We start from the raw sequence: 14,754 nt of genomic DNA, 5'->3' as shown, positions 1-14,754 counted from the left end.
GCGGAACGCAATTACCGACAGGGCACATTCCATAAATATAGGTTACGGGTTAAAACAGCTATCAATATAGGGTATTTATCTGCATCTTGTATCTTAAAAGAGACACAAGATGCAGCATGATGAATTGCCTGATTAGTTAATAAACCACCAACGCAGTCCCAGTCTGAAATCAAAGTTATTGTAAGGGTACAGCGGGGCGGAATGGTTGTTCTGTGTGAAGAACACGTTCAGGTTTTCTGCACGCACAAACGCGGAGAAAGACTTGATACGGAAATGCGCAAACGCAGCAATGTCCGGCGCATTGTATTTCACGCTGGTCGTGTTTTGGTAAACAAACTGTCCGAGCAACGGCGAGTAGTCGTCAGCGTTATAGGAGGTATTGTAGCGGAATTCCAGCCCTGTCATCAGGTTGAGGTTCCGGTACAACAATTTCTCGAAAGCAAAGCGGTGACGTGTCCAGACAGCTGGCACGTTGAGTGGACCTTCGCCATGGCGCTGCTGGAAAGCCACTTCCGCATACCAGGAGAACGGGCGGATGGTGAATTTCTTGCTAAACACCACCTGTAACAGGTTGAACAGGTTGGGTGACTGCGCGCTGTGGAAATAATCCTTGAAGTATGTGTAGTTGGTAAACAGGAAATAGTTCACTGCCAGGCCGTACTTCAGTTTGGGGTTTTCGGCCGCAAACTGTAGCTGTGTGGTATTTTCCTTGGCAGTAGTACTGTTGTACCACGTATCCCTGTTACTGTTGAAAAACTTGTATACGTAAGATGGTTCCCGGTTCACGTTGCTGACAGACAACTTCACGTCGCCCAGCAGGTCATTGATATGTCGTCGCAAACTACCGTAAATACTGTAATCCCCGATATTCTGTCCCACTACGTAAAACTCGCCACGGGCAGAGAAGTCCCATTGCTTATTGCGGGTTTTGTTGCGGTATTCCCCGTGCAGCGCAAGATTGGTGAAATTGATGTCTGCATCGAGAAAGGTGCCGGTAATGCTTTCAAAGCGGGCGCCGAGATTAATAAAGTGGCCCAGGTTGCCCAGTACCGGGAACTGTATCAGCGACAGGTCATTGGAGATTGTTTTCCACTGGTGTTTGGCCTGGATGGTATCACCGGCCCTGATGAAGTCAAACCCATAATGCCGGGTGTAGAAAAAAGTATCCTGACTATTGTCGATGAACTGGTAGTTGTTGTTCTGGAAGTTAAACGTGTACTGCACCCGGAAAATAGGCCGGTAGCGGTAATAGTCTGTTGAGTCGTTGATGTGAAGGGTATCTCCGCGGCCCCAGTCGTACTGTTGCTGGATCAGCAGCCCGGTTTCCTGGTACTGCGATTTTACGGGAATTTTGGTACCGAAGAAGGCATATTGGGTCACTTCCTGGTTACCAAGGTTTACATCAATGCTCTGGCGGTTTCTGTAGTCTTTATTCGCCAGGAAGGTATCGCTTTTGATGCCGCCGTTTTCACCCCCATTGAGTTTGTTGTAGTAAAAGCTGAGATAAGTATTGGCCCGCTTGTTCTTACTCTGGTAACGGGCGGTGAGCCGGTAGGTATCGTGGTTGGTGGTTTGCGTGCGGTAGTAGCCGGGCGCGTTCACCTTGCGGTAGTCGAAGGCGAAGTTAAAACGGTCCGTACGGTTCTGGGTGTGGGTTACGCCAATCACCTGTTCCTGCTTGCTGCCTACGAGGTAGTTCAGTTCGGAATAAGGGCGGTTGGTATTATAAAACCTGGCATTGGCGTGGTTGAAGCCATAGATATCGTACGCATGAAAACCGGCGTCAAATCCGGGTTTCATCAGCGGTGTAAAGATGATATTACGGGCAGCCGAACCACTGTTGCCCAGCGTCATATAGTTGGCCGGCACTTTCAGGAAGTCGATATTGAAATCCGCCACAGACGAGTCGATGGTAAAATCCGTCGGCTCACCGAGGTAACGGTAAGTCAATGTAAGCGTGTCCGGCTCTTCGTGGTGGTGCATCGTGTCTCGCTGCATTTTACTGGAGCCGCTGCCACCGCCCGTATTGCCGAACCGGCTGGTATTGAACTGTGCCATTAAGGAATGACTACCTGCCAACAGCAGGACCATGATAATAAGAAATTGCCTCATCCGAAAATGACAAAACGTTTATAGTTGCCGGATTAATTCACTAAAGATAAGCGTTAGCTTGGGTTCTGCCGCATGGGCCGCTTCCAGTACTTCCTCATGGGTGATCACATTTTCTTCCTCACGGATGCCGATATCGGTGATAACGCTCATGGCAAAGACTTTCAGGCCGGCATGTGCCGCTACGATCACTTCCGGTACTGTACTCATACCTACGGCATCTCCGCCGATGATGTGCATATATTTATATTCCGCCCTGGTTTCGAAAGTAGGGCCCTGTACGCCTACATATACGCCGGTATGCAGGTCAATATTGTTGGCTGCAGCTATCTGAAACGCTGACAGGATCAGTTCTTTGGAATAGGGTTCGCTCATGTCAGGGAAACGGGGGCCCAGTGTATTCTCATTACGGCCACGCAGCGGGTGCTCCGGCTGCAGGTTGATATGGTCCCTGATGATCATCAGGTCACCCACCTTAAAGTCTGCGTTCATACCGCCGGCAGCGTTGGAAATGAACAGGGTATGAATGCCCAGTTCCTTCATCACCCTTACCGGAAAAGTGACCTGTTTCATGGAAAACCCTTCATAATAGTGGAATCTGCCGGCCATTGCCACAATAGGCCTGCCCTGCATATATCCCAGTATCAGCTTCCCGGAATGCCCTTCCACCGTAGATTCGGGGAAATGGGGAATATCACGATAAGATATTTCGATGCTTTGTTCTATTTCACCGGTCAGGTTACCCAGCCCGCTTCCCAATATCACCCCGGCCACAGGCGTCTCCTGCCAGTGTTTTCTGATATAATCCCCAGCTTCTTTAATCTGGTCCGTTAATTCACTCATCTGTTTATGCATTAATTAAAAGTCGGATTTAAAAAACAAACCCGCGCAAAGTTATTTTTTAATTCACAAATGAATGCGGTTTTATATTTAAATCATAATGACCTATTTTAGCGGCAAATTTTATTGCGATGAATTTACACGAGTACCAGGCTAAAGAACTGTTGAAAAAATATAATGTACCGGTTCAGGAAGGCATTCCGGTAGAAACACCGGAAGCAGCGGCCGAAGCTTACAAGCAACTGAAGGTGCAGTATGGTAATGAGTTTGCAGTGGTTAAAGCGCAAATTCACGCTGGTGGACGCGGTAAAGGTAAAATCCGTGGAACTGAGCAGAGAGGTGTGGCTGTAGGAAAAAATGCGGAAGATGTGAAAACCATTGCGGGCAACATCCTGGGTGGCACACTGGTAACCATACAGACCGGCGAAGCAGGCAAACTGGTAAACAAAGTACTGGTAGCACAGGACGTTTATTACCCTGGCCCTAATCCGGTAAAGGAATTTTACCTGTCTATCCTCCTGGACCGCGCTAAAGGCCAGAATGTGATCATGTATTCTACTGAAGGCGGTATGGATATCGAAGAAGTAGCGCACAGTACTCCTGAAAAAATATACAAAGAATGGGTAAAGCCCAACATGGCCCTGCAACCATTCCAGGCCCGTAATATCGCTTTCAACTTCGGTTTGAGCGGCGAAGCGTTCAAAAACATGGTGAAATTTGTTACCAACCTGTACAACGCTTACGTAGGACTGGATTGCAGCATGCTGGAAATCAACCCGTTATTTAAAACCAGCGACGAGAAAATCATTGCCGTTGACGCCAAAGTAAACCTGGACGACAACGCCCTGATGCGTCACCCTGACCTGGAAGCCCTCCGCGACATCACCGAAGAAGATCCAACCGAAGTGGAAGCTGGTAAATACAACCTGAACTTCGTGAAACTGGACGGTAACGTAGGTTGCATGGTTAACGGCGCCGGTCTGGCCATGGCTACCATGGACATGATTAAACTGAGCGGCGGTGATCCGGCCAACTTCCTGGACGTAGGTGGTACTGCCAACGCGCAAACTGTTGAAGCAGGCTTCCGCATCATCCTGAAAGACCCTAAAGTAAAAGCTATCCTGATCAACATCTTCGGTGGTATCGTTCGTTGCGACAGGGTTGCCCAGGGTGTTATCGACGCCTACAAATCCATCGGCAACATCAACGTCCCGATCATTGTACGCTTACAGGGTACCAACGCCAAAGAAGCAAAAGAACTGATCGAAGCCAGCGGCCTGAAAGTACAGTCTGCGACCCTCCTCAGTGAAGCTGCTGACCTGGTGAACAAAGCACTGAACTAATCATTGGATTATCAAATATTGAAAAAGCGGAGATCAGCTGATCTCCGCTTTTTTTTCGATTTTTCGGGCCTTAACTGCCCAAATTCTTCAATTCGGCTTCCTCTTTCGCCGTATCATCCCCCCAGGATTTCTTTTTATCAATCACCCAGCCCAGGAACTTCCTGGCCTGCGCCTGGTCTACTCCCCTGCTCATCCGCACAAGTCCTTGCAGGTTTTCCAGACTGGCATCGGCAGTCACCACCGCATCTGCCCATTTCAGGTACTGCGCTTTTAGGGCAGCATCTTTGGCTAACTCCGCTCCCAGATAAAATTGCATATACCGCACCCTGTTTTCGTTGCGGTCCGGATGCGCTGTGGCAAATTCGAGAAATGCCCTGACATCTTTGCATTTTTTATAGAGGTAGTTTTCTGCGTAATACATCTGCACATAGTTCCAATCCTCCGGGCGGTATACGGCCTGCTGCTTTTGCAGGAAGGCGTCAAATGCGGCTTTGTCCAGGGTGGCTGGCAGCGCAGCTATGTCCTGCTTCAGCAGTTTGTCCATGATATTGATGTTCAGATCTTCACCGAAACGGTCCAGGTAAGCGCCCCGGTTCTTCAGGTAAAATGTGCGGTAATCATCCGGCAGTACAGCAGCCATCTGCATTACCTTAAAGGTGGATTCGGCCAGCTTGTCTTTTTGTTTGGCCAGATACCCCGCAATCTCGTCTTTATCTCCGCCTTTGTAATTCTTGTCCCACATGGCCCTGTAGAAAGCGGGGTCTTTGGAGGAGAAGCTGTTGCCAAAACCGGCCAGTGTTTTACCGGCTTTGTAACGGACAATATTGTTTTTCAGAAAGGCCATGAACCTGTCAGGCTCCTGGTAACCGGAGCTTCTGTCCAGCAACTGGCCGTCACCGGAAATAACCAGGTAAGTGGGAAAGCCGCGCATAAAATACTTGCGGCACATCTCCATCCCAAATTCTTCCTTGAACACGTCATAACCGGTACAGATAAAATTTTCTTCCATGTACTTTTTTACTTCCGGCCGTGGAAAAACTTTTACTTCCATGTCTTTACAGGCATGGCAACCTTCAAAATAGGTGTCGATAAAAATAGGTTTGTGTTCTTTTCTGGCCCTGTTGGTGAGCTCTTTCCAGGTGCCTTTAATGAATTGGGTACTGTCCTGTGCTACGGCCATAACAGGCAATAACGCAGCTACCAGCAATGCTTTGGTTAGCTTTTGCATACGCTTTTTTAATGGTTTGGTTGTTGGTTGGTTGGTTTGGTTTTCTAAGACCGCAATAGTAAGTAATATCCCTGTAATCCTATAGGATATTGGATAGACGGCAATTCAGGGCGATGATATAAAAAACGAAGGGCTGACCTTTATGGTCAGCCCCTGTTATGATTAACTATCTTTTTTAGGAGGATATACTGCTTTGGGTGTGACAGGTGTTCCCTTGTCTTTATTATCTTCTTTAGGCTTTGGCGTTACCGGTTTCTCCTCTTTGGGCCTGGTGGTTTCCTGCGCCGGCTTATCAGCCCCTGGTGAGTACATGTCTTCCTCATTGGTCTGGTAGTCGGATTCGGAACCGTTGCCGATATCTTCCGCTTCTGCACCGGGTTTCACGTTGGTGTCAAAGTTGGAGTAGGTTTCATCCGTCATATTGGCCGGTACCGGGAATTTATCACTGCTGGTAACTTTCAGTGTATTATCGGCAAATACTTTCTGCATGAAATAGGCCCAGATAGGCAGACCTGTATTGGCGCCCTGACCTATACCGGTGGTGGCAAAGTGGATAAAGTTGTTTTCGCAACCTACCCAGGCGCCTGCCAGCAGTTTAGGGGTGTAACCAATAAACCAGCCGTCGGTGTTATCGTTAGTGGTACCGGTTTTACCGGCCATTTCACCCTGCATTTTATAAGTGCCGCGCATACGGGCGCCGGTGCCGCCGGGCTGCAATACGCCCTCCATCATCTTCACCATGGTGTATGCTTCCTTCTCGCTGATCACCTCACGTTTCACCGGGGCAAAAGTTTCAAGGATATTACCGTAACGGTCTTCTATACGGGTGATATAGATCGGTTTGGTATTGATACCTCTGGCCGGGAACATGGTGTAGGCCTGCAACATCTCGTACAGGGATATTTCAGATACCCCGAGCGCGATGGATGGATAAGGTTCTATTTTGCTGGTGAAACCAATTTTGTTCTGTGCAAAGTCTGCAAAGGCTTTGGCGCCAATCTGTTTAATCAGATAGGCAGACACCAGGTTGAGAGATCTGGCCAATGCACCTGCCATAGAGATACTGCCGCCTACGCTGCCTTCAGAGTTGCGGGTCAGTGTCCAGTTGCCGATAGTGATCGGTTCGTTGGGCAGCATGGTATTGGGCGACATACCGTTCATGATCGCAAAGCAATACAGGAACGGCTTAAAGGTAGAGCCAACCTGACGGCGGGTTTTAGCTACGTGGTCATTTTTAAAGTAGCGGAAATCCGGACCGCCTACCCAGGCTTTTACCTCACCGCTTTCAGGGTCCATGGCCATGAAGCCGGCCTGTAACACCGCACGCATGTATTTAATGGAATCCAGCGGCGTCATCACGGTATCAATCTCGTTCAGGTCCGGTTCTGTAAAGCTTTTCCAGGCAAACACCTTCATTTTGGTCGGGGTGTTGAAGGACTTGGTAATATCTTCATCAGAAGCCTCCGCTTCTTTCATGTTACGGTAGCGGTCAGATTCTTTCGTGTATTTATCGAGGTACTGCGGCCATTTTTTCCACACGTTGCCTGTTTTCACGTCGTTTTGGTTAGACAGGTATTTCTGCAGGGTTTGCAGGTGACGGGACACCGCCTCTTCGGCATACAACTGCATACGTGGGTTGATGGTAGTATAGATCTTGAGGCCGTCACGGTAAAGGTTATACGGCGTGCCGTCTGCTTTTTTATGGTCTTTACACCAAGCTTTCACCTCATCACGCAGCACTTCACGGAAATAAGGCGCCAGTCCTTTGTTGTGATCTATTTTATTATAGTGTAATACAATAGGCTTGCTTTTAGCAGCGGCAGCTTCTGCTGGGGTGATAAAATTGGCATCCACCATGTTGTCTATCACCGTATTACGGCGGGCCAGGGCCAGCTGCGGGTTACGACGGGGATTGTAGAGGGTGTTGCCTTTCAGCATGCCCACCAGTATCGCCGCTTCCTCGATGGAAAGGTGACCGGCATCTTTACTGAAGAAAGTACGGGCGCCGTTTTCAATACCATATACGTTATCACCGAAAGCGACCGTGTTCAGGTACAGTGTCAGGATTTCCTGTTTGGTGAAGTTTCTTTCCAGTTTCACGGCGATGATCCACTCCTGCAGTTTCTGGAACGCCCTGCTAACGGGATTGGTGGCACGCTGTTTACCCAGGTTATCTGTTTGCAGGTTGAGTGCCAGCTGCTGGGTGATGGTGCTGGAACCGCGCTTTTTACCGATCAGCAGGTAAAAAGGGATGGCCATAGTGCCTTTGGCATCGATACCGGAGTTCTGATAAAAGCGGGTTTCTTCCGTAGCGATCAGGGCATTGATCACATTTTTGGAGATCTCATTGAAGTCGCTGCTGGAGCGGTCAACCTGATAATATTTGCCCAATATGGTCCCGTCATCAGCTATTACTTCGGAAGCCAGCGCGGCGCGCGGGTTTTCCAGTTCCTCCATGGAGGGCATATTGCCGATGACCCTGAAGTTGATCAGTAAGATTAAAAGAACGAACAGTGCTAAAATACCAAACGCTACACGCCACAATATTTTCACCGATTTTTTCATGCGCTATATTAATTTGTTTTGCGGCGTACGCCGAGTTTTTTGGACAGTTGCTATCGTTGGCTGTTAAAATAAATATTTAATAAACAGCCTCTAACAGCAATAAACAGGCCTGTTTACTAACAGTTTGACCCACAAATCTATTAAATATTTGCAGATTTAATGATGCCGGCCGGTATTGCTGCCGGATTTAACATTCCCTTATCCGGCGCAAGCCCCTGAGTTTGCTGTAAAAGACTTGCTATTATTGTGTTACATAATTGTCCGAAAAAAACTTCCTGTAACCGATGAGGTCTTTCGTGCTGTTAAGCAATATGAAATTATCTCTTGATATGACAAAAAAGGAATAATCGGCAGGCCTTATCCGCGGGATAATGCTGACAGCGGCTTCTTCCCGGATTTCATCGAAATAGTTCAGGGCTTTGTCTTCATTCGCGAATATTCTGAATATCAGCATGGTTTCGGAAGGAGACAACACAAAACTGCCCACTTCGATTTTATCGGTAGCATGTTTGGAGGCATTGTAACGGGTGAACTGGTTCAGCCCTTCGTCCATCAATTCTTTGGAGACACGCTGAAACGCCAGCACGACGAAGTGCGGGTTGTCTGCCGACAGTTTGTAAGGTGTTATCGGCTTGGGCGGCGGCGGCGGCGCTACCGTAGCGATAGGCGCAGTAGGCACATTACCGGCTATCTGATTAGAGACGTGGGCAGAATCTGCCAGGGCTGCCGGTGTTTTGGCGCCATTGATCCTGTCTACCAGCACCGGTTGCGGGTTCTGCCAGGGATATTTCATGGAAATATTTTCATCCAGCAGCGGGCCGCCATTATTATCTTTCCTTATTTCCAGTTTAGCGAGATAGTTTACCAGTTCGTTCCGATGATCGAGCGCGTCCAGCAGGGCTTGTGTTTGCTGATGGATACCTTCGTCGCCGGGGTATTTGTTCATCACCGCCAGCACGGCTTTACGGGAAGCCTGGGTGCTGTCCACGCCAATGAGGGTGTCCTGCTTAACGATAGCCATAGCTTCCAGCAGGTCAAACTTGCCCTGCATGAAGTTAACGCCATAGGTGCTGTCAGCGCGGTGTTTGATAGCCAGCGCACCGGCCACGTCTCCGCTGCGGAAAGCCGTATAGGCGGAATCGTAAGTGGCGCTGATAGTCTTTTTCCGGGCCAGGTCCGTATCGCGGTTGCCGCCGGAGCGGATGATATCCGCATAGTTGGTATTACCGTACTGCTTCAGGATGATATCTTTTAAGCGGGCCACATCAGCAGCGTGGTTCAGTTTACCATGCCATACGTATAGGGAGTAGAGTATCTCCGGTTTACGCGGGTGGTCCGGATATTTGAGCAGCAGCGAGTCGTAGGTTTCTATCGCCAGCGGATAGTTTTCCAGTTTATCGTAATACAGTTTGCCTAGTTCAAAACGGGCGTCCTGGTCCAGTTTATGGGAGTTGGCCAGTTTCTCCGGCGTCAGCGGCAGCCCTTGTGCCAGGCGTTCGCCGGTAATGCTGTCTGGTGGCAGGTTTTCCGGTGTGGCAGCGGCAGTGGCGCCGTCGGTGCTCATTTGTACCGGAGCATCGTTGTTATTGGCCACATGGAGATTGCCGGCCTGGCTGCGGCGCCAGTTATCGGCCACCTGACGGCTGCCCCAGCGGCGTTTGAACTCGGAGTAACCGGTCGATTTGCTGGCAGGATTATAGAAATACCAGTCCCCTTTTTCTTCTTTGGGGCTGTAGGCGCCGTTGTTGTTCATCCCGAAGGCCGGGTTGTCATACGAATTGGCGCCCTGCATGGCATCGTTCTTTTTCTTTTCCGCAGCGGCTGTTTTAAGGGTGGCCGCCATTTTAGCAAGGAAAATATTACGGTCGGATTCCGGCATGGCAGCAATTCGTTGCAGGCTGTCTTCCCGCTGAATTACAGCACGTTTGGCAGCTACGTCGGCAAGGACTGTTTTGCGTACATTGACAGTGGCCGCATCCACGAAGTCGGGCGTCATGGTGCCGGCGGTGCTGTCGTAATATTTTTTGGCGTCCAGGTACTGGCGCTGATCATAGTAGATATCGGCGATGGCCTTGTAGGTGAGCGTGCGCTGCACCATATTGTCACCACCGGCTTTGAGTGATTTCTGCAGGTAACCGAGGGCAGCTTCCGCATCTGCGGGATATGCGAGGGTGCCCATGGTGTAGAGGATGGCGTCCCGGAAGCGGCTAAAGCGCTCTTTCTTCAGCATGTGGCGCAGACCTTCCTGGCTGCGCGCCAGCCCGCCTTCTTTTTTTGCGTTGATTTTAGCGATCTGGAGACGGGCCTGAAAGTCCATCATAGGGTCCGGCCTGGACGCGATCACATCGCGGAACTTGTCCATGGCCGAATCGGCGTGGTGCTGTTGCAGGTACAGTTGACCGAGGATAAAATGCATCCTGGCCCTGGCCACCCTGTCGTGGCTTTTATCGATGGCTACTTTCAGCGGTTCAATCGTTTCGGGGTAACGGCCCTGGATATAGTTGCTGTAGGCCCTCACTTCCGCCAGGCCGCCATCGAGGCGGGCCGGAAAGTAAGGATCGGTGCTCAGGATGTTGAGCAGCGCCTGTACTTCATCATATTCTTTCTGTTCCAGCAGGGTTTTGGCACGCCAGAGGAAGGCATCGTTACGGGCGGACACGTGTTTGAAGCGGCCGAGGATACCTTTCCGTTTTTCGCGGGTGGCAATGGAAATATGATCATTTTCACTGGCGCCCACAACGGTTTTGTATTCGTCTTTTTTCTTGGGCGCGAAAGTGAGGTTGATATATTGAAAGGTTTTATTGGCATTTTCCAGATCGCCTTCATAGAAGTAGGCGCGCCCCATTAGCAGGAAACAGTCATCGATCCATTTTCCGCGGGGGTCGTGCAACTGGATGGCCATATTGGTTTTTTCGATCACGGAGTCCAGTTCGGTTTTGCTGAATCCCTGACTTTGCAGGCTGGTAGGGTAAAATGGCAGCAGTACATTATAATTGTCCTGCCCGTCACGGCTGACGGTTTTCACCACCTTGTCCAGCTTTACCCGGGCATGGAAGTAATAGTTATAGCGGGTCGCCAGGTTCTGAAAGAACCTGCGTTTGAGAGTCCAGTGTTTTTTTTCCAGCATCACTTCGGAAGGTGGCCGCCTGTCCTGTATGCGTGGCTCTTTTGGTTTGAAGAGCGGCTTGTTGAGTAGCGGCTTTTGGGACTGACTTTGAGGGTCCTGTTGTCGTGGCTGCTGCTGCTGCGCCTGGTTGCGGGGCTTGATTTGAGCCAAAACCGCCGGAGCCATGCACAACAAAAAAATTAATACCGGATAATGACGTAGCGATTTATAGCGATTCATGGATGCCAGGGTGTATAGGCTGTATATATAACTGTAAGTTTGAAAAAATATTTTAAAGATAGGATAAAATAGTGGATTGATTGGTGGGATTGATTAACTTTAGCCGCCTGAAAACGAATAAATCTCTATAAGCACACCAAAAAAATGGCCAAGAAGGGGAAAAAAAACAACAGACGAAACCTTGAAAAACTCAGTCATAAATACCGTTTGGTGATTATGAATGATGACACCTATGAAGAAGTGACCTCCTTCAAACTGTCCAGAATGAGTGTTTATATAGCTTTGAGCACCCTGTTTGTATTACTGGTAGCCATTACTGTGGCCACAGTAGTATTTACGCCATTACGTTATTATATCCCGGGCTATGGAGACCTGAAACAACGCAAGGAGTTCATCCACCTGAAAATGCGGGCGGATTCATTGGAAACAGCCATTAATCAACGGGATCTCTACCTGAAAAACATCAAACAGGTGATCAACGGGGAATTTACCGGCAAACTGGATACCACCATGTTAAAAGTGCCGAAAGTAGACAACAGCACGTATTAAAATTAGAAATTTTGCCATTTGGGAATTTTGTTATTTGATTGATTGTGATTGATTGTTCAGAATAGCCATGTCCATATCTCTGCCCAATAACCAAATAATCAAATAACAAAATATTTAAATATATTTACATTATTAAAGCTGAAAAACCTGAAAACCTATGTTTAATAACAAATCAAACTCTAAGGGTGATAGCAAGAACCTGTTACCCACGTCGACTATTAACATTATAGGCAGCGGCACTTCTATCCAGGGCGATATCGTATGTGAAGGAGATATCCGGATAGACGGCCAGGTAAACGGGCTGGTGTCCACCAAAGCTAAAATCGTGGTCGGTCCGGAAGGCGACATCACCGGCGACCTGGTATGTCAGAGCGCAGACATCCTCGGTAAAGTGACCGGTATCATCAAAGTGGAAGAGCTGTTGTTCCTGAAAGGGAATGCACTCGTAAAGGGAGATGTGTATACTGCTCATTTCGAAATGGAGCCTACAGCCAAGTTCAACGGCCGTTGCTACATGGACGACCAGCAGCCAGAAACGCAGAAACATGGAAAATCCGTCCTCCAGGAAGCCGAATAAACGTAATAATCCGGTCATGCGCTATGCCGGACTGGCGTTTCAAATGATGACCACATTGGGGTTGGGAGTGTTTGCGGGGTACAAGCTGGACCAGAAAATGGGCTGGCGGTTCCCCCTGTTCCTGATCATTTTTTCTTTATTGGCTTTAGCCATACTTTTGTGGCAAATTATAAAAGACACCCGTCGGTAATGAGCGATAGATTTTTAATCAGATTATTTTCGATTTTTGGCGTTCTAAACGGCCTGATAATATTTTTCAAACCCAGATTGCTGGAAACCGGCATACACTTTTATGTGCTGCTGGCCGGCAATCTGGCTATGGCACTTATCACACTGGCCTCCTACCTGATGAGCCGCAAAGGGCTCGCCTCTGCCAACCACAATGCCTTCATCCGCGCTGTATACGGTTCCACACTCAGCAAACTGATGCTGTGCGTAATTGGTATTGCCATTTATGTGCTCGTTTACCGGCCCGACGTCAGTAAAGTGACCATCTTTTTGCTATTGTCCTTGTACCTGTTGTACACCGTATTTGAAACATGGAGCCTCTTCCGGCTTACCAGGCTTAAAAAGTAATTGGCTGTGAAAAAAGAGGCGCCCCTGCATGCATTAGCGTCCTATTTGCCCGAAGGCACCTTTGACCAGGTGATGGAGTTTTTACAAGTATATAAAGTCCATCTCACCATCACCCGGGAAAGGCAAAGCATACTGGGTGACTACCGTCACCCCGATGGAAACGGAAAAGGACACCGGATCAGCATCAACGGATCGCTGAACAGGTATTCTTTTCTTATTACCTTACTGCATGAAATCGCTCACCTTACCACCTTTAATAAATACGCCAACCGGGTACCAGCACATGGCAAGGAATGGAAACAGGAGTTTTCTGACATTCTCCGCGGCTTTGTAGGCAAAGGATACCTGCCCCATGATGTGGAACTGGCCGTACGCCAGAGTATGACCAACCCCGCGGCCAGCAGCTGTGCCGACGAAAACCTGATGCGTGTGCTCCGCAATTACGACGACCGCAAAGACACGCACTTCCTTGTAGAACAGCTCCCCCTGCATCAACTCTTCAAAACCAAAGACGGCCGCATCTTCCGCAAAGGGGAAAGAATAAGAAAACGCTACCGCTGTGAAGAGGTAGCGTCTAAACGTATTTATCTGTTCAGTCCTGTCTACGAAGTAGAAGTGCTGAACTAGTCCTTATTTTTCTCCCACATAATGTAATTCCGGGAAAGCCATGGCTTTATTGATCAGCTGAATGCCCAGCTGCAAAATACCCGCTTCGGACGCTGCCTGCAATTTAGGCGCGTCGTCTGTGGGCTTGTGGTAATCATCATGCCCGCCAGTGTGGAAAAACAGTACCGGCACTTTACTGATATAGAAGTTATGATGATCGGACGCACCCTTTCCGGCTGCATCAGTGAAATATTTTATGCCGGGTTGCTGCACATCTTTAAACACTTCCGGCCATTCCTGTGCGCTGCCATAACCACCAATACCGATACCTCTTTCCGGATTGTAGCGGCCTATCATGTCCATATTCAGCATGAAATGTACTTTGTCCAGCGGCATCAGCGGATGTGCGGTATAATATTTCGACCCCTGCAGTCCCAGCTCCTCACCCCCGAAAGCGATGAACAGGAAATTAAATGGCTCTTTACCGGCGTTTTTCACATAATGCCGGGCCAGTTCCAACAGTCCGGCCACACCGGACGCATTGTCATCGGCGCCATTGTGTATCTGGCCGATCGGATATTTGCCATCGAAAAGACCGGCGGTGCCCAGATGGTCATAGTGTGCGCCGATGATAATCGTACGGGCGGCACCGTTATCGAGGAAAGCCACTACGTTACGGCTCGGGATGTTTTTGTGCGCGTTGCGGTCAAAGGTAAAATCCTGGAAATAGCTGCCGCCGTTGGCGGGTTTCAGTCCCAGTTTCTTAAACTGCCGGGCCACATAACGGCTGGCGGTACGGCTTCCTTTTTCGGCAGTGCCTCTGCCCTTCAGTTTATCGGAAGCGAGATAATTCACGGTTTCCTGTATACGGCGGGCATCAGGGATGGTGTCCTGTGCATAGGCGGCTGACATTCCTCCTGCCAGCATCATCATCAATAACAAGCTTTTCTTCATATACTATCAGTTGAAAAAAGCCCCCAGCGGAGGGCTGGGGGCTTTACTATTTATTTGGATA

12 protein-coding genes are annotated in these 14,754 nt (G+C 49.0%); 6 read left to right on the top strand and 6 right to left on the bottom strand.

The features are described from left to right. Positions 1-132 precede the first annotated feature (132 nt). Positions 133-2,091 carry a putative porin gene (locus tag ACTJJS_RS00905; RefSeq protein ID WP_440662064.1) on the bottom strand — a complete coding sequence of 653 codons (1,959 nt, stop codon included), beginning with the start codon at positions 2,089-2,091 and terminating at the stop codon, positions 133-135. Positions 2,092-2,130: 39 nt separating this feature from the next. After that, a complete protein-coding gene (locus ACTJJS_RS00900) occupies positions 2,131-2,952 on the bottom strand; it encodes a purine-nucleoside phosphorylase (protein ID WP_168869746.1) in 822 nt (273 codons plus the stop codon). A gap of 128 nt (positions 2,953-3,080) precedes the next feature. Between ACTJJS_RS00900 and sucC the strand changes: the two genes are divergently transcribed. Then, a complete protein-coding gene (gene sucC, locus ACTJJS_RS00895; protein WP_168869747.1) occupies positions 3,081-4,292 on the top strand; it encodes an ADP-forming succinate--CoA ligase subunit beta in 1,212 nt (403 codons plus the stop codon). A gap of 70 nt (positions 4,293-4,362) precedes the next feature. On the opposite strand, the gene ACTJJS_RS00890 is transcribed toward sucC, so the two are convergent. The 3 genes from ACTJJS_RS00890 to ACTJJS_RS00880 all read right to left on the bottom strand — a co-directional run bounded on the left by ACTJJS_RS00890 (position 4,363) and on the right by ACTJJS_RS00880 (position 11,377). Beyond that, entirely contained in the window at positions 4,363-5,520 is a 1,158-nt protein-coding gene (locus ACTJJS_RS00890) for a thioredoxin family protein (protein ID WP_440662063.1), read from the bottom strand. Between the two features lie 162 nt (positions 5,521-5,682). After that, positions 5,683-8,085, bottom strand: a complete 2,403-nt coding sequence (locus ACTJJS_RS00885) for a transglycosylase domain-containing protein (protein ID WP_440662062.1) — start codon at positions 8,083-8,085, stop codon at positions 5,683-5,685. A 241-nt stretch (positions 8,086-8,326) separates the two neighbouring features. Beyond that, positions 8,327-11,377: a tetratricopeptide repeat protein gene (locus ACTJJS_RS00880; protein WP_440662061.1), complete on the bottom strand. Its 3,051-nt coding sequence runs from the start codon at positions 11,375-11,377 to the stop codon at positions 8,327-8,329. Positions 11,378-11,647: 270 nt separating this feature from the next. On the opposite strand from ACTJJS_RS00880, the gene ACTJJS_RS00875 reads away from it, so the two are divergent. The 5 genes from ACTJJS_RS00875 to ACTJJS_RS00855 all read left to right on the top strand — a co-directional run bounded on the left by ACTJJS_RS00875 (position 11,648) and on the right by ACTJJS_RS00855 (position 13,760). Then, complete coding sequence (locus ACTJJS_RS00875; protein WP_246496591.1) at positions 11,648-11,980, top strand: hypothetical protein; 333 nt, start codon at positions 11,648-11,650, stop codon at positions 11,978-11,980. Positions 11,981-12,137: 157 nt separating this feature from the next. Further along, on the top strand, positions 12,138-12,557 hold the full coding sequence (locus tag ACTJJS_RS00870) for a bactofilin family protein (RefSeq protein ID WP_168869752.1): 420 nt from the start codon (positions 12,138-12,140) through the stop codon (positions 12,555-12,557). A gap of 16 nt (positions 12,558-12,573) precedes the next feature. Continuing rightward, positions 12,574-12,747 (top strand): AtpZ/AtpI family protein, encoded by a 174-nt coding sequence (locus tag ACTJJS_RS00865; protein ID WP_168869753.1) that lies wholly within the window; start codon positions 12,574-12,576, stop codon positions 12,745-12,747. A 77-nt stretch (positions 12,748-12,824) separates the two neighbouring features. Beyond that, on the top strand, positions 12,825-13,133 hold the full coding sequence (locus ACTJJS_RS00860) for a hypothetical protein (RefSeq protein WP_440662060.1): 309 nt from the start codon (positions 12,825-12,827) through the stop codon (positions 13,131-13,133). A 6-nt stretch (positions 13,134-13,139) separates the two neighbouring features. After that, positions 13,140-13,760: a SprT-like domain-containing protein gene (locus ACTJJS_RS00855; protein WP_440662059.1), complete on the top strand. Its 621-nt coding sequence runs from the start codon at positions 13,140-13,142 to the stop codon at positions 13,758-13,760. A 3-nt stretch (positions 13,761-13,763) separates the two neighbouring features. Here the strand turns inward: ACTJJS_RS00855 and ACTJJS_RS00850 are convergent, their stop codons facing one another. Next, positions 13,764-14,693, bottom strand: coding sequence for a M20/M25/M40 family metallo-hydrolase (locus ACTJJS_RS00850; RefSeq protein WP_440662058.1), 930 nt, complete (start codon positions 14,691-14,693; stop codon positions 13,764-13,766). Between the last annotated feature and the right edge of the window lie 61 nt (positions 14,694-14,754).

Source organism: Chitinophaga sp. 22308, assembly GCF_052045305.1.
Lineage (GTDB): Bacteria > Bacteroidota > Bacteroidia > Chitinophagales > Chitinophagaceae > Chitinophaga > Chitinophaga varians_A.
The sequence above is the reverse complement of the archived record's forward strand: the minus strand, read 5'-3'. Positions and strand labels throughout refer to the sequence as shown.

Bases quoted from the DNA above. Each gene is read 5' to 3' on its own strand.
- ACTJJS_RS00870 (WP_168869752.1), top strand. From the start codon at position 12,138: ATGTTTAATAACAAATCAAACTCTAAGGGTGATAGCAAGAACCTGTTA.
- ACTJJS_RS00900 (WP_168869746.1), bottom strand. From the start codon at position 2,952: ATGAGTGAATTAACGGACCAGATTAAAGAAGCTGGGGATTATATCAGA.
- ACTJJS_RS00880 (WP_440662061.1), bottom strand. From the start codon at position 11,377: ATGGCTCCGGCGGTTTTGGCTCAAATCAAGCCCCGCAACCAGGCGCAG.
- ACTJJS_RS00865 (WP_168869753.1), top strand. From the start codon at position 12,574: ATGCGCTATGCCGGACTGGCGTTTCAAATGATGACCACATTGGGGTTG.
- ACTJJS_RS00875 (WP_246496591.1), top strand. From the start codon at position 11,648: ATGAATGATGACACCTATGAAGAAGTGACCTCCTTCAAACTGTCCAGA.
- ACTJJS_RS00885 (WP_440662062.1), bottom strand. From the start codon at position 8,085: ATGAAAAAATCGGTGAAAATATTGTGGCGTGTAGCGTTTGGTATTTTA.
- ACTJJS_RS00890 (WP_440662063.1), bottom strand. From the start codon at position 5,520: ATGCAAAAGCTAACCAAAGCATTGCTGGTAGCTGCGTTATTGCCTGTT.
- ACTJJS_RS00850 (WP_440662058.1), bottom strand. From the start codon at position 14,693: ATGAAGAAAAGCTTGTTATTGATGATGATGCTGGCAGGAGGAATGTCA.
- sucC (WP_168869747.1), top strand. From the start codon at position 3,081: ATGAATTTACACGAGTACCAGGCTAAAGAACTGTTGAAAAAATATAAT.
- ACTJJS_RS00905 (WP_440662064.1), bottom strand. From the start codon at position 2,091: ATGGTCCTGCTGTTGGCAGGTAGTCATTCCTTAATGGCACAGTTCAAT.